This is a genomic window from Limnohabitans sp. TEGF005 (assembly GCF_055394835.1).
Map to the genome: position 1 here is coordinate 1,182,348 of NZ_AP029226.1, position 16,950 is coordinate 1,199,297.

Genomic DNA, 16,950 nt, shown 5'->3' on the forward strand with positions numbered 1-16,950 from the left:
ACCGTGTTTCAACGCGTCGCTATCCAGACCGAAGACTTCGATGTCTCTCAAGAACTGAACGCCTTGCGGGCGCAAGATTTGCGCGTGGGGGCCGTGTGCAGTTTCGTCGGCACAGTGCGGGATACCCGGGCTTTGACAGGCATCGCCACAGATGAAGTTCAGGCGATGGCGCTTGAGCACTATCCGGGTATGACCGAAAAATCGATCGAAGCCATGATCGATGAAGCACACAAGCGCTTTGATTTTTACGCGGCGCGTGTGGTGCACCGTGTTGGGCGTCTTTTGCCCGCCGACCAAATTGTGTTTGTTGCCGTTACCTCGGCGCACCGGGGCGAAAGCTTCAAGGCCTGTGAATTCCTGATGGACTATCTGAAGACACAGGCACCCTTTTGGAAAAAAGAGCAGACGCCGCAAGGTGCGCAATGGGTCGATGCACGAGTGTCTGACGATGCGGCTTTGGCGCGGTGGGGCATCGAGGCCAACAACGGCTGAAGAGGCGCTGGCCTCAGTGCTTGTAGAGCTGTTGAAGCACCAAGCTGGCTTCAGGCGTTTCGTCTTGCCGTTTCTCGCTGTCCTGTTTCGAAAAGCCCCAATCTGCGTTTGCCATGGACTGTTTAATCAAATGGATCATGCCGTGAACCAGTGGCGCTTGTAAGTTGAGCTGGCAAGATTCGGTGGCGGTGGCCATTTTTTTCTGGAAAATGAGCTGCAAATTGCCGTTGGTCTGCAGACTCAGTTGCGCATCGGTGACCAAAAATGGCTCGTCACCCAGAGGCAATTGCAACGGCTCTGCCGCGTAGGGGGTGGCAAAGTCAGCTGTTTGTAAAAAAGCATCGCGTTTCAGTTCAGTCAGCATTTGTTGCGATGACGCATCGGTTGCGGCCAGTCCGGGTTGAGCGGCTTCGAGGCGTGCAACAGAGTGGTCCATGGCTGGAAGCAGGCGTACGGCCATTCGGCGGGTCAGCCAGAACCGGAACTCCTGACCGTCTTGGGTGTTCAGTCGGAGCAAGAGCCGATCTTGGCGTTCGTCGTGGCTGACGGACAGCTGGTGAATGTTCATTCCTTGATTTTAGGCAACACGGCAATGCCCTCCAAGCCTTGAAAATGGGCAATGATGCCCAAAATGAAGGTCACTGGAGAATTCTCATGCGCCTTGATAAATTGACGACCAAATTTCACGAAGCTTTGTCTGATGCCCAGTCACTGGCCTTGGGCCGTGACCATGCCTATATAGAGCCAGCCCACGTTTTGGTGACCATGCTCAAGCAGGATGAGGGGCCCAAAGCCTTGCTGCTGCGTGCGGGTGTGCAGGTTCAAGGTTTGCTGATGGCGGCAGAAGCCGCAGTGGGTCGCTTGCCACAAGTGACCGGGCAAGACCAGGTTCAGGTGGGGCCTGAACTGGCCAAGTTGCTGCAAGGTGCAGAAAAAGAGTCCATCAAGCGGGGCGACGCTTTCATCGCCAGTGAATTGTTCTTGTTGGCCATTGCCGATAACAAGGGTGATATCGGGCGTTTGGCCAAAGAGCATGGCCTGAGTCGCAAAAGCCTGGAGACAGCCATCGATGCCGTGCGCGGCGGGCAGACGGTAGGCAATGCCGATGCCGAAGGCCAGCGCGAAGCCCTCAAAAAATACTGCATTGACCTGACCGAACGCGCCCGCATCGGCAAGCTCGACCCGGTCATTGGTCGCGACGACGAAATTCGCAGGGCCATTCAGGTTTTGCAGCGCCGAACCAAAAACAACCCGGTGTTGATCGGTGAGCCAGGCGTCGGCAAAACCGCGATTGTGGAGGGCTTGGCGCAACGCATCGTGGCGGGCGAGGTGCCTGATTCGCTGAAGGGCAAGCGGGTCTTGTCGCTCGACATGGCTGCCTTGCTGGCTGGCGCGAAGTTCAGGGGTGAATTTGAAGAACGCCTGAAAACCGTTTTGAGCGAACTGGCCAAAGACGAAGGTCAGACCATTGTGTTCATCGACGAGCTGCACACCATGGTTGGCGCAGGCAAGGCCGAGGGGGCCATGGACGCCGGCAACATGCTCAAGCCCGCATTGGCGAGGGGCGAGTTGCATTGTGTGGGGGCCACCACGCTGGACGAATATCGCAAGTACATCGAAAAAGACGCCGCTTTGGAGCGCCGCTTTCAGAAGATTTTGGTCAATGAGCCCACCGTCGAAGCCACCATCGCCATCTTGCGTGGTTTGCAAGAGAAGTACGAAATCCACCATGGCGTTGACATCACCGACCCGGCCATCGTGGCCGCTGCAGAATTGAGCCACCGCTACATCACCGATCGGTTCTTGCCCGACAAGGCGATTGACCTGATCGACGAGGCTGCGGCCAAGATCAAGATCGAAATTGACTCCAAACCCGAGGTCATGGACAAGCTCGACCGTCGTTTGATTCAGTTGCAGATTGAGCGTGAAGCCGTGCGCAAAGAGCATGACGAGGCTTCGCAAAAACGCTTTGCCTTGATCGAAGAAGAGATCGTTAAGCTAAAAAAAGAAGCTGCCGATCTTGAAGAGATCTGGCAGGCAGAAAAAGCCCAGGCCCAAGGCGGTCAACAGGTGCGCGAGCAAATTGACCAACTGCGTCAGCAAATTGAAGACCTGACCCGCAAGGGCGATTTCAACAAAGTGGCGGAGCTGCAATACGGCAAATTGCCGGCACTTGAAAAAACCCTCAAGGACGTGCAGGCCAAAGAGGCGGCACCCGGAGAAAAACCGGTACACCGCTTGTTGCGCACCCAGGTTGGTGCCGAGGAGATCGCCGAAGTCGTGTCTCGCGCAACGGGCATTCCGGTGTCCAAAATGATGCAAGGCGAGCGCGAAAAGCTGCTTCAGATGGAAGACAAGTTGCATCAGCGCGTGGTGGGACAAGACGAAGCCATTGCTGCCGTGGCCAACGCCATTCGCCGTTCGCGTTCCGGCTTGTCCGATCCGAACCGCCCAACGGGGTCATTCTTGTTCTTGGGCCCCACAGGTGTGGGCAAAACGGAGCTGTGCAAAGCCTTGGCGGGTTTCTTGTTTGACAGCGAGGACCATCTGATCCGTGTCGACATGAGCGAGTTTATGGAGAAGCACTCGGTGGCCCGATTGATCGGTGCGCCCCCGGGCTATGTGGGCTACGAAGAGGGCGGTTACCTGACCGAGGCGGTGCGCCGCAAGCCTTATAGTGTGCTGCTGCTTGATGAGGTCGAAAAGGCCCACCCCGATGTTTTCAACATCTTGTTGCAGGTGCTCGACGATGGCCGATTGACAGATGGTCAAGGGCGCACGGTGGACTTCAAGAACACCGTGATCGTGATGACCTCGAATCTGGGCTCGCACCTGATCCAGTCGATGGTGGGGCAGCCCGCTGAAGACATCAAGGATGCGGTTTGGGATGAGCTGAAGACCCATTTCCGGCCTGAGTTCTTGAACCGCATTGACGAAACGGTTGTTTTCCATGGTCTGGATGCGGACCACATTGCATCGATCGCATCGATCCAGTTGCAAGTGCTCAAGGACCGGTTGCTGCGCATGGATCTGAACTTGGAGGTCACGCCTGCTGCCTTGTCCGAGTTGGCCAAAGTGGGTTTTGACCCGGTCTTTGGTGCGAGGCCACTCAAGCGGGCGATTCAGCAACGCTTGGAAAACCCCTTGTCCCGCTTGTTGCTGGAAGGGCGTTTTCCGCCAAAGTGCCGAATTGAAGTTTCGGTGGATCCGGTGCGTCACCCCGGACAGTTCGACTTCAAAGTGGTTGAAGCAGCAGCTTGAACGCGACGTGATGTACCAAAGGGGCCCACGGGCCCCTTTGTTTTTTCAAAGCTAAACTGTGTTCAGGACAGTTGGGTGAATGCGTTCATTTTCGGAACTTGCGTACCGCTGCATCCGCCTTGAATGTGACGCATATGCCATTGGGTTCTTCCGCTGTAGTTGCTGCGCCGTGGCGCGACGATGCCAAGGTGATGGGGCTGGTTGGCATGGCCCATGCCAGCTCCCACTTTTCACACCTCCTTTTGCCTTTGATGTTTCCTGTGTTCATGCAGGATTTTGGTTGGAGCTTTTCGGAGCTGGGGCTTCTGAGTAGCTTGTTTTTTGTGGTGTCCGGCACAGGTCAAGCCTGTGCGGGTTTTGTGGTGGACCGGGTGGGCGCAAGACCCGTGCTGTTCATGTCGCAAATGTTGTTCATGGCAGCGTGTTTGCTGGCTTTTACCGCGGACAGCTATGTCACTTTGATGGCCGTGGCCGTTTTGGCTGGTTTGGGCAATGCACCGTTTCACCCCGTCGATTTCACTATCCTGAACCAACGCGTTTCTACCGCAAGGCTGGGTTACGCCTTCAGTGTGCACGGCTTGACGGGCAATTTAGGCTGGGCTGTTGCCCCGGCATTTTTCACGCTGGCCACGGCGCTGTGGGACTGGCGGCATGCTTTTTTGGCCGCAGCCTGTGTGTATGCCGTGGTCTTGGCCGTGTTGGTCTGGAACAGGGCGCATTTGCTGACCACAACGTCCCAACATTCAGCCAGTGCGGATGTTGTCCCCAGTGATTTGGCGTTCATGCGCTTGCCTGTGGTGTGGTGGTGTTTTGGTTTCTTTTTGTTGTCCACGGTCACCTTGGCGGTGGTACAGAATTTTTCGGTTCCTATTTTGAAAGAACTGCACGGCGTAAGCCTTGAAGTGGCATCCATGACCCTGACAGCCTACATGCTGTTTGGTGCTTTGGGCATGCTGGTGGGTGGTTTTGTGGCCGCACGATTTCCAGCCATGAGCGATCGTGTGGTGGCTGCCTGCATGAGCAGCGCCGCCATCTTGATGGCTTTGTGCGCCAGCGGTTTATTTGGACACATCGGAACGCTGTGGGTTTTGGCGATGACCGGATTTGCAGTCGGCGTCGGTGGTCCGAGCCGCGATTTGATGATCAAAAAAGCGACGCCCAAAGGCGCGACAGGCCGGGTTTATGGCTTGGTTTATTCCGGCCTGGATGTGGGGTTTGCGCTGTCTCCACTTGTGTTTGGATTCTTCATGGACAGGGGCTGGTACAGCGCGACATTGCTGGGTGCTGCCTTTGTGCTTTTGCTGAGCGTTGTTGCCGCCCTCGGTGTGGGACGTCGCACCTCAGTGCCGGCCTGATTCTGATTTGAGTCAAACCCAACGACGGTGACAGCACCATCCTGATGGCTTGTGCACAATGCGCACATGAAGACAAAAATAGCTGGCCACTTGCTCGTTGAATGCCTCCTGGCCCAAGGTGTTACCCATGCGTTTGGTGTCCCCGGTGAAAGCTACCTCGCTGTGCTGGACGGCTTTCACTTGCACAGCGACGCCATTCGTTTTGTGACGTGCCGGCAAGAGGGCGGCGCTGCATTCATGGCCGAAGCACAGGGCAAACTCACTGGTCGTCCCGGTATTTGCTTTGTGACGCGAGGGCCTGGCGCGACCAACGCCTCGATTGGTGTGCACACGGCGTTTCAAGACTCCACACCCATGGTGCTTTTTGTGGGGGATGTGGCCAGTGACACGCGCGATCGCGAAGCCTTTCAGGAAATGGATTACACCCATTTTTTTGGACCATCGACCAAAGGCATGGCCAAACGGGTCGAACGCATTGACGACCCCGAGCGCTTGCCCGAATACATTGCACGCGCTTTCGCCACGGCCATGAACGGCCGTCCTGGCCCCGTGGTGTTGGTGTTGCCTGAAGACATGTTGACCCAGCCGGTCCAAAAGGCGCAGGCTTTGCCACGGGTTGAACCTGTGCAAGCCTGGAGCGACCCTGGCGCTTTGCGTGACTTGCGAAACCTGCTGCTGGCCGCCCAAAAGCCATTGGTCATTTGTGGTGGTGGCGGCTGGACGGTACAAGCCGCGCAGGCCTTGCAGCGTTTTGCCGAAAACTGGCAATTGCCTGTGGCCAATGCCTTCCGATTTCAGGACACCTTTGACAACCACCACGCCCAATATGCCGGCGATGTGGGCATAGGCATCAGCCCGGCTTTGGCCCAATGTGTGCGCGAGTCCGACCTGGTTTTGGCCATTGGCCCCCGTTTGGGCGAAATGACCACCGGGGGTTACACCTTGCTGCAAGCCCCCAAGACAGTGCAAAAGCTGGTTCACATTCACGGCAGCGCCGAAGAGTTGAACCGTGTTTACCAAGCCGACTTGGCCATCCTCTCCACCATGAACGCGGCAGCACGCAGCCTAGAAGTGTTGGCCGCACCCCCAGAGGTGACTTGGGGCAATTGGACGAAACAGGCGCATCAAGGCTATCTTGACAATCTGAAGCCACAAACCTTGCCAGGCGATGTGGACATGCCCGAGATCGTGGCCATGCTGCAAAAGCATTTGCCTGTGGATGCGGTGGTCACCAACGGCGCGGGTAATTTTGCGAGTTGGATGCACCGCTTCTTCAAACACCATGGTTTGGTCAAAGGTCACAAGACGCAATTGGCCCCCACTGTGGGTGCCATGGGCTATGGGGTCCCGGCAGGGATTGCCGCCAATATATTGACTGGGCGTGTGGCTTTCACCATCGCTGGTGATGGTGATTTTTTAATGAATGGACAAGAACTGGCGACCGCTGTGCAGCACGGCGCCAAAAGCATCATTCTGGTGTTGAACAACGGCATGTACGGCACCATCCGCATGCACCAAGAGCGTGAGTACCCCACACACGTCACGGGCTCACAGCTGAAGAATCCGGATTTCACGGCCTTGGCGCAAGCTTATGGTTATGTTGGGGTCCGCATGCACAAAACAGATCAATTTGAAGCGCTGTTGTTGGCTGCCTTGGCCCGCCCCGAAGGGACCTTGATCGAGGTCTTGCTCGATCCTGAAGTGATCACCACCCGAGGCACCTTGCAAGCCATCACCCAGGCGGCACTGGCCAAGCCAAAGGTTTGATCTGTCGTTTTAACCATCACAGCTACGTGCTGCATTGAGGCCATAAAAAAACCCGCCGAAGCGGGTTTTTTTATGCGGCGGGGTCTGAATTACTTCAGGTGCTTGCCGATCAAGCCAGCCATTTCGAACATGGTGACTTGCGCCTTGCCAAACACGGCCTTGAGCTTGTCGTCAGCGTTGATCGCACGGCGGTTCACGCTGTCTTGCAGGTTGTGTTTCTTGATGTAAACCCACATCTTGCTGACCACTTCAGTGCGTGGCAGTGGGGTTGCACCCACAACAGCAGCCAAAGCAGCACTAGGTGTCAATGCCTTCATGAAGGCTGGGTTGGGAGTACGCTTTTTAGCAGGAGCAGCCTTTTTGGCTGGTGCTTTTGCCGCTACTTGTTTAGCGGGCGCTGCAGCTTTTGTCGCTGGAGCAGCTTTCTTGGCCGGTGCTGCTTTTTTAGCGGGTGCAGCTTTTGTTGCCGGGGTTTTTTTCGCAGTTGCCATGATGAAATTCCTTTGATCGGAAGTGGGTTCGTCGCTGAGTAACAGTTTGTTTGCAGCTGACTGCATGCTACTGGAGAAACAGGCAGTTTCCAAGCTGAATCATCATTTTTCTGTAAGGGTTGTTCCTGATTTTCAGAGGCAATGATTCATTTTTTGAAGGATGCACCGCACTTTGCACCTTCTCAGTGCGCAGGCGATGCACAAGAGTTCTGAATTTCCTATGTGCTGGAGATCGCTGTGAAGTTCTATGGGGAGGCGTCACCTGTCATTTGCCGTCGCTTTGGAAGGACTTGAACTAGGCTGAAGATGTGCCCATTTCATCAGTTGTTTTTGTCTTTCATAATTTGAAATATTCTTATGCTGCAGTGCTGCAAATTTTCTCAATATGGAAAACTACAAATCACATTGCAAAATAGCATTTGCAAGTCATTGATTTAAAACAAATAAAAATATGTCTTGTATAAGACATAAGAATTGAAATTAGTCTTGTACAAGAGTTAAGATTGCAGCAACGACGAAGCAGAATCCGCTGCCCAAATCGCCCGATTTCAACTTGACTTCAGGAGTCCCACCATGCCAGCCAACCTCACTCAACAACTGAGCCGTGAACAGCAAATCGCCGCCCTCGAAAAAGACTGGGCGACCAACCCACGCTGGAAAGGCGTCAAGCGCGGTTACTCCGCTGCGGACGTGGTGCGTCTGCGTGGCAGCATGCCCATTGAACACACTTTGGCCAAGCGTGGTGCAGAGAAGCTCTGGGACAAAATCAACGGCGGTGCCAAAAAGGGCTACGTCAATGCTTTCGGCGCAATCAGCGCCGGTCAAGCCATGCAGCAAGCCAAGGCCGGCCTGGAAGCCGTGTACCTGTCCGGTTGGCAAGTGGCTGCTGACGGCAACACATCCGAAACCATGTACCCCGACCAGTCGCTGTATGCGTATGACTCGGTGCCCACCATGGTCCGTCGCATCAACAACACCTTCAAGCGTGCAGACGAAATCCAGTGGGGCCGTGGCATCGAACCCGGCAGCAAAGAGTTCATCGACTACTTCTTGCCCATCGTGGCCGATGCAGAAGCCGGTTTCGGTGGTGTGCTCAACGCTTTCGAATTGATGAAGAACATGATTGCCTCCGGCGCAGCTGGCGTGCACTTCGAAGACCAATTGGCAGCAGTCAAGAAGTGCGGTCACATGGGCGGCAAAGTCTTGGTGCCAACACAAGAAGCCTGCGAAAAATTGATCTCTGCCCGTTTTGCAGCCGACGTCATGGGCGTGTCGACCATCGTGTTGGCCCGTACCGATGCAGAAGCCGCCAACTTGATCACGTCGGACCACGATGCCAACGACAAACCTTTCTTGACCGGTGAGCGCACACAAGAAGGCTTCTACCGAGTCAAGAACGGCTTGGAGCAAGCCATCAGCCGTGGTGTTGCATACGCGCCTTATGCCGACTTGGTCTGGTGCGAAACCGGTGTGCCAGACATTGGCTTTGCACGCGAATTCGCTCAAGCCGTGCATGCCGCATGCCCTGGCAAGTTGCTGTCATACAACTGCTCGCCATCGTTCAACTGGAAGAAAAACCTCAACGACAGCCAAATCGCTTCCTTCCAGGACGACTTGTCGGCTTTGGGTTACAAGTACCAGTTCATCACGCTGGCCGGCATCCACATCAACTGGTTCAACACCTTCCAGTTCGCCCACGCGTACGCCCGTGGCGAAGGCATGAAGCACTACACCGAGATGGTTCAAGAGCCTGAATTCGCAGCCCGCGACAAGGGTTACACCTTCGTGTCGCACCAGCAAGAAGTCGGCGCGGGCTACTTCGACGACGTGACCACCGTGATCCAGGGCGGTTCGTCTTCTGTGAAAGCCCTCACTGGTTCTACTGAAGAAGAGCAGTTCCACTGATCAGCTGCGCTGCCTTCTGCTGAATTAAAGCGTGCCTGAAAAGGCATTTGCTCCCAAAAGCCATCTGACACATTTGTGTTGGGTGGCTTTTTTCGTTGAGGGGGGGCGGAGGCGGGTGGATTGGCGAAGCCTGATTCGAGTCTTCGGCAGACTCGTAGAATATTTGAACTGTGATCAACTATTCATACATTCTTGGTGCGCTGGCAATTGGATGTTTGCTTGGATATGGGTTCGCCCGTTACCGATCGCATTCATTTCAGAATCGTGGTGAATCGCTTGTTTCTCATGCAATTCAAGCGAAATTCGGATCGTCGAATTACCACCTGTTGAACCACATCACGCTGAAATTGAAGGATGGGACCACTCAGGTTGATCACATCTTGGTTTCTCGGTTTGGTGTCTTTGTGATTGAGACAAAGAATTACAAAGGTTGGATTTTTGCAAATTCTCAACACGCGCAATGGACGCAAGTGCTCTTCAAAGTTAAGTTTAGATTTCAAAATCCTCTTGTTCAGAACAGGCTTCACTTGAAGGCTGTGGGAGAACTTCTTGATTTTTTACCTGCTGATGCAATTCAGTCATTGGTGGTCTTTGCTGGTGAGGCTGAGTTTAAGACGGATAAACCAAGTGGCGTATTCAGTATCCCGGAACTGCTTGATCACCTTCGCAGCTGCAATGATGAAGTTATGACGACCAATCGCATGCAGTTTTGTGTTGGCCGACTTGAGACGGCACGCCTTGCAGTCACTGGTCGGACTGATTTGGATCATGTGAGTTATTTGCGTCAACGACATGGACTCCGAGACTGAGGGTTTCTTTGCAACGGATCAAAGGGCACAAATAGTGACCTTTGAACAGTGTGAGTTTGAGGGGGCGGAGAGTGGTACTGAAATGGATGGGCGTTTCCGGCACTAAGCTGATGAAATTATTGGATTTTTCGAGAGGGTTGGCAGAATCAACACCTTCCAGTTCGCCCACGCGTACGCCCGTGGCGAAGGCATGAAGCACTACACAGAAATGGTGCAAGAGCCCGAGTTCGCAGCCCGCGACAAGGGTTACACCTTCGTGTCGCACCAGCAAGAAGTCGGCGCGGGCTACTTCGACGACGTGACCACCGTGATCCAGGGCGGTTCGTCTTCTGTGAAAGCCCTCACGGGTTCTACTGAAGAAGAGCAGTTCCACTGATCGACTTTGGGTGCCCTTAGGTGGGTGCCCGGTGGGTAGAAAAGCCATCTGAGGTGAAAGCCTTGGGTGGCTTTTTTGCGTGGGAAGGTGGTGGGTTTGTGGGCGATCCATACATGCAAAAAATGTTTTACCCTTCAGGCAGGACAGGAGAGCCGATGTACCGTGATACCACTACACCCCAGAAGCCCAACCTATGGCACCGATTCTTGGCCTTCAAGACGCTGTTGGTGTCCTTTTCCCTGGTGGGCTTGCTGGTAAGCAATGTTGCCAGTCTGGTGAGTGCTGGTGCCCATGACTGGATGCACAGCGCTTTATGGCGCGTCCTTTCCATTGGCGGTCAGGCCGTGGCAGATCGTGCATTGGCAAACAGTCCCAAGGCGAAGCTGGACCAAACCGTCAAAGCAAAGACGGCTGATCTGGATGCGAAGAACAGGCTCCAGGCCAAGGAACTGGAGGACGTCCACGTCAAGAATCGGAAACTGGCACAGCAGATTGAGTTGAATGGTACGCAGGCTAAAGCTACGGTGGGTGTTGTTCACAAGCGGCTTGCCAAAGGCATATCTAGAAATCTGGCTTCGATTCCCAGTGAGGCAGTCCCTATTGTTGGCATCGGTGTGACACTGGCCATGACAACCATGGACATTTACGATGCTTGTCAAACTATGAAGGATTTCAATACGCTATTGCTGGCCATGGGGCAGGGTGAAGAGAATCCAGACCTGTGTGGGCAGAAGGTGCCGACTCGTGAGGATGTGATCAAGACGACCTGCGACAAAGCGAAGGTTCCTTATCTTTGCTTGGAGAAATGAAGTATGAAGGCCGGATTGCCCAGCAAATGGGCCATGGTGAATCGCCCCGAGTTTTGAGGAGGCCCCACACTTTTAGAAGATGGAGCCATGAGCAAGAAATCGAACCGTTTTTCACACGAAGTGACGATCGCTGTTATTGACACAGTCACTGCGGTCCGCCACAAGGGCACCGTCGGCTGCCTTTGTTTTGGTACATTCATCCTGATATGTACCTGCCCAAACAATTCAACAACACCGATCCAGCCATCGCGCAGCGCATCATGCGCGAGCATCCTTTGGCGTCCATCGTGTCGGTGGGCGACGACGGCTTTCCGGTGCTCAGCCACATTCCGCTGCACTGGCAAGCGGTGTCACTGTGGGGTGAATCGGCGTCCGAACATGGCGTTTTGTTGGGCCACTGTGCACGGGCCAATCCGCATGCGCAGTTGCTGGCCTCGCAATCGCAGGCATTGGTCAGTTTCATGGGGCCGCAGGCCTATATGTCGCCGGGCGTTTATGCCGACAAACAGCGCGTGCCCACCTGGTCTTATCTGGCGGTCCAGGCCAAGGTGCAGGTGCGCATCATCGACCCACAGGCCGACCGGGATCGTTTGCTCAAGTGCCTGATTGCCGACCACGAGCCTTCTTATGCACAGCAATGGCGTGAATTGCCCGCCAGTTACACCACGGCCATGCTGAACGGCATTGTGGCTTTTGAAATGCAGATCGCAGATTTGCAATGCGCCGTCAAACTCAACCAGCACCGCCCCGAAGCCCATGTCGCCATGCATGCCGCGTATGCCGCAGGCACTTCGACCGAACAGACTTTGGCCCGTTGGATGGAAGATCTCGGTTTGCTGCCACAGACCCCAAGCAAGGTATGACTCATGTTTGAACACTACAGCAAACCCCTGATTCCCCGGGCGGCTTACCACCGACGTTTGATCGGAGCGGTGGGTCTGGCTTTGTTGTTGATTGGCGTGTCGTTGTTGGCAGGCATGTTCGGCTATCACGAGTTCGAAAACATGTCCTGGGTGGATGCCTATTTGAGTGCCGCCATGATTTTGTCTGGCATGGGGCCGGTGGGCGAGCCTCTGAGCATGGCGGGCAAATTGTTTTCCGGCACTTATGCGCTGTACAGCGGCTTTGTGGCCCTGATCTGCGTGGGCGTGTTGGGCGCACCCGTGCTGCACCGTTTTTTGCACCGCTTTCATTTTGAAGAGGACGTTGACGCATGACGTCCTTGAACGATGAGCACGGCATGCGTCTGGCCTTGGACCAAGCCCGCTTGGCCGCAGACGCAGGCGAAGTGCCTGTGGGGGCGGTGGTTGTCAAGAACGGCCAGGTGATCGCCACCGGGCGCAACGCCCCCATCGCCAGCCACGACCCCACCGCGCATGCCGAGGTGGTGGCCCTGCGCGAAGCGGCCCGTGTGTTGGGCAATTACCGACTGGACGGCTGCACCCTGTATGTGACGCTGGAGCCTTGCGCCATGTGCAGTGGGGCCATGCTGCACGCGCGGGTAGACCGTGTGGTGTTTGGCGCAGCCGACCCGCGCACCGGCGTGGCTGGCTCGGTGCTCAACCTGTTTGGCCACACGCAGTTGAACCACCAGACGCAGGTGACGGGCGGGGTGCTGGCCGATGCGTGTGCTCAGTTGCTCAAAGATTTTTTCAAACCCAAGCGCGTGAACGCCGACCCCGTGCGCGAAGACGCGCTGCGCAGGCCCGATGCGGCGTTTGCCGGTTTGCCTGACTACCCTTGGCCGCCCCGTTACGTGAATGACCTGCCCAGCATCGCTGGCCTGCGCATGCATTACCTGGACGAAGGCCCCCAAGACGCGCCACTGACTTGGCTGTGCCTGCATGGCAACCCGGCCTGGAGTTACCTCTACCGCAAGATGATCCCGGTCTGGCTGGCGGCGGGGCACCGCGTGGTGGCGCCCGACCTGATTGGCTTTGGCAAAAGCGATAAGCCCAAAAAAGACAGCTTTCACCAGTTTGAAACGCACCGCCAGTCCTTGCTGGATTTGCTGGCGCGGCTGGATCTGCAGCGCGTGGTGTTGGTGGTGCAAGACTGGGGCGGCATCTTGGGCCTGACCTTGCCGATGGCCGCGCCAGAGCGTTACAAGGGCCTGCTGGTCATGAACACCACCTTGGCCACGGGCGAGCAGCCCCTGAGTGCGGGCTTTTTGGCCTGGCGCGACTGGTGCCAAAGCCAGCCGCAGTTCGATGTGGGCAAGCTGTTTGCGCGGGGCAACCCCCGCATGACGCCCGCTGAGACAGCGGCCTACAACGCGCCATTCCCAGACAAAGGCTTTCGCGCCGCGCTCAGGGCCTTTCCGCCCATGGTGCCGGCCCTGGCCGATGCGCCCGGCGCGGCCATTTCGCGCCAAGCCCAAGCCTTTTGGCAAGGCGATTGGCAAGGCCAAAGTCTGATGGCAATTGGCCAGCAAGACCCGGTGCTGGGCGAGTCGGTGATGCGCCATTTGCAAAGTCAGATCCGTGGCTGCCCCGAGCCCATGCTGCTGCCCGATGCGGGCCATTTTGTGCAGGAGCAGGGCAGGGCGATCGCCGAGGCGGCTGTGCGACACTTCAAGCCCTGAAAAAGAACACAGCCCATGGCCCACATTTACATTTTTTCTCCGTCCAGCGCAGTGCGTGACAAAGCCGCTTTTCGCCGGGGCCTCAAACGCCTGCAAGCCCAAGGGCACCAGGTGGAAGTCGATGAAGCCGCGTTGGCGAGCCACATGCGCTTTGCGGGCGATGACGCCACCCGCATCGCAGCGATTGGCCGCGCCGCCGCCAGTGGCGCTGATGTGGCTCTCATCTCGCGCGGTGGCTACGGCCTCACGCGCATCTTGCCCGCCTTGCCCTACAAGGCCATTGCCAAAGCCATTGATGGCGGCATGCAGTTTGTGGGCCTGAGCGATTTCACCGCCTTCAACCAAGCGGTGTTGGCCAAAACCGGGCGCATCAGCTGGCAAGGCCCTGCTTTGGGCGAAGACTTTGGCCCCAGCCAAGAGCCCGACGACATCATGCAAGCGTGCTTTGACGACCTGTTGTTGGAGCAAGGCGAGGGTACCGGCTGGCAACTGCCCAAGCCCGAGGCCGAACGCCGGGTGTTGGTCAAAGACGCGCCGCTGTGGGGCGGCAACCTGACGGTGCTGACTTCATTGCTGGGCACACCGTATTTTCCGCAGGTCAAGGGCGGTGTGCTGTTCCTGGAAGACGTGGGCGAACACCCTTATCGCGTCGAACGCATGCTCACCCAGCTTTTGCATGCGGGCGTGTTGGCCCAGCAAAAGGCGGTGCTCGTGGGGCAATTCAGCAACTACAAACTGGTGCCAGCGCACGACAAAGGCTTCAAGCTGGCCACCGTGGTGGACTGGCTGCGCACGCAGATCAAGGCGCCTGTGTTGACCGGCCTGCCGTTTGGCCACGTCGAAACCAAGGTGCTGCTGCCCGTGGGCGCCAAGGTGGACCTTGTTACCGAAGGGCGTGATGCCTTGATGGTTTGGGGCCACATTTGAGTGGCTGTTTGGCTGGCTTAGCCGCGCCGCTGGGCGACAAATCCCGCCAGATATGCTGACATCCAAAGGGGTGACAAGTCTTTGTCGAGCACCTGAACGCTGACAGGGTTTGCATCGGGGTTCAAAGCTGCCACCAAGTCTTCTTCTCGACTCAAGACCAAGGTGTGGGCCACGGTGTGCCGAGAGTTGATGAATTTTTGCAAAATTTCCAGAAACTTTTCTTGCTCTTTTCTGGGGGCAGTGGTTTGAACCACCAGCAACTCATGCTTGTCGTTCAGCAACTCCAGCAAAGCCTCGGTCAAGGATTCAAAAAATGAGACCTGAACAGGCAAACCCCATTGCGCAACCTCTTTGCGCAGGCGGGTGGCCAGCTCTTGCGACTCAATGACCATCACCACTTTATAGAGACGATCTGACGCAGGCCGCGTGATCTTTTCAAAGCTGTTGGCGTTTTGGTAGTTCAAGACCGACGACATGGCAATGCGGCGGTGACCGCCGAATGTTCTCCAGGCCTGCAAGATGTTGTTGTCGACCAGTTTTTGGATGGTCGCCATCGACAAGCCCAGGCGTTTGGCTGCTTGGGAGCTGGTTACAAATTCAGCAATTTCGGGTTCTAGCGTCTCAGTCTCTGTAGACATGTCGGGGGGTCTCAAATGAACGGTTCAATATTTTGGGGCTGTGGCTGCCACCGATGGGCTTGGCATGCACACGTTTCAGCACGGTCTGTGGGTCTGTTGAGTTGAATCCCGAATCAACAAAACTTCCACAATTCTTACATTTGACATTTTCAGGCCAATAAATTTTCAAGAACATCCCCAATTGGGGATGTTTGCATTGAATTTGTTAAAAAATCAACAAAAATCACAATTATTTTCACAGATGGGTCGCGCAGCGAGGGTGACTCGCCGAATCACCCCAGTCCGCTAACATGCCAAACCCATGTCTGACGCCCACACCTCCCCTTTACAACCCTGGCAAGTCATCACGGGCGGCATTTGCGGTCTGGTGTTGACTCTTGGGCTGGCCCGTTTTGTGTTTACGCCCTTGCTGCCCGTCATGCAGTTGCAAACAGGGCTGACCGACGCCGCTGCTGGCGGGCTGGCTGCCATCAACTACGCGGGATACATCTCGGGGGCCTTGGCAGTGGCCTGGATCGATGACAGCCGGTGGCGACATCGCTTGTATGGCCTGGGCCTGTGGCTGGCCTTGCTGACCACCGCCGCCATGGCGCTCACCACCTGGATGCCGGCTTGGGCTTTGTCCCGTTATTTGGGGGGATTGAGTGGTGCCGCCGGCATGCTGCTGGGCTCGGGCTTGGTGCTGGGGTGGTTGATGCGGCAGGGCCGTCGCCCTGAGCTGGGGCTGTATTTCATCGGCATTGGTCTGGGCGTGGTGGTTTCTGCCGCCGGGGCTTGGGCCTTGTCGTTTTATTGGACGCGTTGGTCTGACCAGTGGCTGGCCTTTGCAGCCATCGGTCTGGTTTTCTTTGTGCCAGCCTGGTTGTGGCGGCCGCCTGTGCCGCCAGCCCCCGCGCCAGCAGTGTCAGGCGCAGCGGTGCCGCTGATTTCGCGCCGCTGGATGCTGACCATGGCCGGCAGCTACTTTGCGGCAGGCTGGGGTTTTGTCATCAGCGCCACCTTCACGGTGGCCATTGTCGAGCGCGAACCCGCTTTGGCCGGGCAGGGCGCCTTGGCATGGGCCTTGGTGGGTTTGGCGGCCATGCCTGCGGTTTTTTTGTGGGACAAAGTGGCCCGCCGTTGGGGCGACACGCGGGCCTTGCTGTTGGCCTTTGGCTTGCAGACGCTGTCGGTCGTCTTGCCCGCTGTGTCGGGTTCTTTGGCGGCTGCGCTGATGGGGGCCATCGGTTACGGTGCCACCTTCATTGGCATCGTCAGCATGACACTGTCCCTGGTGGGCCGCAGAGCCCCGCAAAACCCGGGCAAGGCCATGGCCCGGCTGACTTTGAGCTATGGCGCAGCCCAAATGCTGGCCCCTGTGGTGGCGGGTGCCATGGCGCAAGCCACGGGCACCTTCAAAGGCGCACTTTGGCTGACGGCAGGCGTCATGGCCGCAGGTATGGCCTTGCTGGCGACCTTGCCCGAAGAAAAGTCCGCAGCCTGATGCGCTTGGGCGTGAATGTGCCTTTTTTCAAGATTGGTGCCACGCCGCGTCGG

The 16,950-nt window shown here is 56.5% G+C and carries 15 protein-coding genes and 1 pseudogene; 13 read left to right on the top strand and 3 right to left on the bottom strand.

The annotated features are described in order from the left end of the window. Nucleotides 1-3 precede the first annotated feature (3 nt). A complete protein-coding gene (locus tag ACZ5RG_RS05700) occupies nucleotides 4-492 on the top strand; it encodes a molybdenum cofactor biosynthesis protein MoaE (protein ID WP_315137653.1) in 489 nt (162 codons plus the stop codon). 13 nt (nucleotides 493-505) lie between these two features. On the opposite strand, the gene ACZ5RG_RS05705 is transcribed toward ACZ5RG_RS05700, so the two are convergent. Then, nucleotides 506-1,060, bottom strand: coding sequence for a hypothetical protein (locus ACZ5RG_RS05705; protein ID WP_464447996.1), 555 nt, complete (start codon nucleotides 1,058-1,060; stop codon nucleotides 506-508). 86 nt (nucleotides 1,061-1,146) lie between these two features. On the opposite strand from ACZ5RG_RS05705, the gene clpB reads away from it, so the two are divergent. The 3 genes from clpB to ACZ5RG_RS05720 all read left to right on the top strand — a co-directional run bounded on the left by clpB (nucleotide 1,147) and on the right by ACZ5RG_RS05720 (nucleotide 6,875). Then, complete coding sequence (gene clpB, locus ACZ5RG_RS05710) at nucleotides 1,147-3,753, top strand: ATP-dependent chaperone ClpB (protein ID WP_298601464.1); 2,607 nt, start codon at nucleotides 1,147-1,149, stop codon at nucleotides 3,751-3,753. A 134-nt stretch (nucleotides 3,754-3,887) separates the two neighbouring features. Continuing rightward, a complete protein-coding gene (locus ACZ5RG_RS05715; protein WP_464447997.1) occupies nucleotides 3,888-5,108 on the top strand; it encodes an MFS transporter in 1,221 nt (406 codons plus the stop codon). 66 nt (nucleotides 5,109-5,174) lie between these two features. Further along, entirely contained in the window at nucleotides 5,175-6,875 is a 1,701-nt protein-coding gene (locus tag ACZ5RG_RS05720; protein ID WP_464447998.1) for a thiamine pyrophosphate-binding protein, read from the top strand. Nucleotides 6,876-6,964: 89 nt separating this feature from the next. Here the strand turns inward: ACZ5RG_RS05720 and ACZ5RG_RS05725 are convergent, their stop codons facing one another. Continuing rightward, on the bottom strand, nucleotides 6,965-7,366 hold the full coding sequence (locus ACZ5RG_RS05725; protein ID WP_298601484.1) for an SWIB/MDM2 domain-containing protein: 402 nt from the start codon (nucleotides 7,364-7,366) through the stop codon (nucleotides 6,965-6,967). A gap of 573 nt (nucleotides 7,367-7,939) precedes the next feature. Between ACZ5RG_RS05725 and aceA the strand changes: the two genes are divergently transcribed. The 8 genes and pseudogenes from aceA (at nucleotide 7,940) to ACZ5RG_RS05765 (ending at nucleotide 14,776) form a co-directional block, all read left to right on the top strand. Beyond that, the gene (aceA, locus tag ACZ5RG_RS05730; protein WP_298601473.1) at nucleotides 7,940-9,271 is read left to right on the top strand and encodes an isocitrate lyase; all 1,332 of its coding nucleotides are present in this window, start codon (nucleotides 7,940-7,942) and stop codon (nucleotides 9,269-9,271) included. Nucleotides 9,272-9,441: 170 nt separating this feature from the next. Then, nucleotides 9,442-10,080 carry a nuclease-related domain-containing protein gene (locus tag ACZ5RG_RS05735; RefSeq protein ID WP_464447999.1) on the top strand — a complete coding sequence of 213 codons (639 nt, stop codon included), beginning with the start codon at nucleotides 9,442-9,444 and terminating at the stop codon, nucleotides 10,078-10,080. Nucleotides 10,081-10,228: 148 nt separating this feature from the next. Further along, nucleotides 10,229-10,456: pseudogene (locus ACZ5RG_RS05740) on the top strand (isocitrate lyase); the annotation flags it as partial. Nucleotides 10,457-10,509: 53 nt separating this feature from the next. Further along, entirely contained in the window at nucleotides 10,510-11,265 is a 756-nt protein-coding gene (locus ACZ5RG_RS05745; protein ID WP_464448000.1) for a hypothetical protein, read from the top strand. 206 nt (nucleotides 11,266-11,471) lie between these two features. Beyond that, entirely contained in the window at nucleotides 11,472-12,128 is a 657-nt protein-coding gene (locus ACZ5RG_RS05750) for an FMN-binding negative transcriptional regulator (protein WP_464448001.1), read from the top strand. Nucleotides 12,129-12,131: 3 nt separating this feature from the next. After that, nucleotides 12,132-12,482: a hypothetical protein gene (locus ACZ5RG_RS05755; RefSeq protein WP_464448002.1), complete on the top strand. Its 351-nt coding sequence runs from the start codon at nucleotides 12,132-12,134 to the stop codon at nucleotides 12,480-12,482. Next, the gene (gene tadA / locus ACZ5RG_RS05760) at nucleotides 12,479-13,849 is read left to right on the top strand and encodes a tRNA adenosine(34) deaminase TadA (protein ID WP_464448003.1); all 1,371 of its coding nucleotides are present in this window, start codon (nucleotides 12,479-12,481) and stop codon (nucleotides 13,847-13,849) included. Before ACZ5RG_RS05755 ends, tadA begins: the two co-directional genes overlap by 4 nt. Nucleotides 13,850-13,864: 15 nt before the next feature. After that, the gene (locus tag ACZ5RG_RS05765) at nucleotides 13,865-14,776 is read left to right on the top strand and encodes an LD-carboxypeptidase (RefSeq protein WP_464448004.1); all 912 of its coding nucleotides are present in this window, start codon (nucleotides 13,865-13,867) and stop codon (nucleotides 14,774-14,776) included. A gap of 17 nt (nucleotides 14,777-14,793) precedes the next feature. Here ACZ5RG_RS05765 and ACZ5RG_RS05770 read toward each other — a convergent pair whose 3' ends face one another. Then, entirely contained in the window at nucleotides 14,794-15,414 is a 621-nt protein-coding gene (locus tag ACZ5RG_RS05770) for an excisionase family DNA-binding protein (protein WP_464448005.1), read from the bottom strand. A gap of 301 nt (nucleotides 15,415-15,715) precedes the next feature. Between ACZ5RG_RS05770 and ACZ5RG_RS05775 the strand changes: the two genes are divergently transcribed. Continuing rightward, entirely contained in the window at nucleotides 15,716-16,897 is a 1,182-nt protein-coding gene (locus ACZ5RG_RS05775) for a YbfB/YjiJ family MFS transporter (RefSeq protein WP_464448006.1), read from the top strand. The last annotated feature ends 53 nt before the right edge of the window (nucleotides 16,898-16,950 follow it).

What these genes read in the sequence shown, in the direction of transcription:
- ACZ5RG_RS05705 (WP_464447996.1), bottom strand. Translation starts at nt 1,060, where the DNA reads ATGAACATTCACCAGCTGTCCGTCAGCCACGACGAACGCCAAGATCGG.
- clpB (WP_298601464.1), top strand. Translation starts at nt 1,147, where the DNA reads ATGCGCCTTGATAAATTGACGACCAAATTTCACGAAGCTTTGTCTGAT.
- ACZ5RG_RS05715 (WP_464447997.1), top strand. Translation starts at nt 3,888, where the DNA reads ATGCCATTGGGTTCTTCCGCTGTAGTTGCTGCGCCGTGGCGCGACGAT.
- ACZ5RG_RS05720 (WP_464447998.1), top strand. Translation starts at nt 5,175, where the DNA reads ATGAAGACAAAAATAGCTGGCCACTTGCTCGTTGAATGCCTCCTGGCC.
- ACZ5RG_RS05725 (WP_298601484.1), bottom strand. Translation starts at nt 7,366, where the DNA reads ATGGCAACTGCGAAAAAAACCCCGGCAACAAAAGCTGCACCCGCTAAA.
- aceA (WP_298601473.1), top strand. Translation starts at nt 7,940, where the DNA reads ATGCCAGCCAACCTCACTCAACAACTGAGCCGTGAACAGCAAATCGCC.
- ACZ5RG_RS05750 (WP_464448001.1), top strand. Translation starts at nt 11,472, where the DNA reads ATGTACCTGCCCAAACAATTCAACAACACCGATCCAGCCATCGCGCAG.
- ACZ5RG_RS05755 (WP_464448002.1), top strand. Translation starts at nt 12,132, where the DNA reads ATGTTTGAACACTACAGCAAACCCCTGATTCCCCGGGCGGCTTACCAC.
- tadA (WP_464448003.1), top strand. Translation starts at nt 12,479, where the DNA reads ATGACGTCCTTGAACGATGAGCACGGCATGCGTCTGGCCTTGGACCAA.
- ACZ5RG_RS05765 (WP_464448004.1), top strand. Translation starts at nt 13,865, where the DNA reads ATGGCCCACATTTACATTTTTTCTCCGTCCAGCGCAGTGCGTGACAAA.
- ACZ5RG_RS05770 (WP_464448005.1), bottom strand. Translation starts at nt 15,414, where the DNA reads ATGTCTACAGAGACTGAGACGCTAGAACCCGAAATTGCTGAATTTGTA.
- ACZ5RG_RS05775 (WP_464448006.1), top strand. Translation starts at nt 15,716, where the DNA reads ATGTCTGACGCCCACACCTCCCCTTTACAACCCTGGCAAGTCATCACG.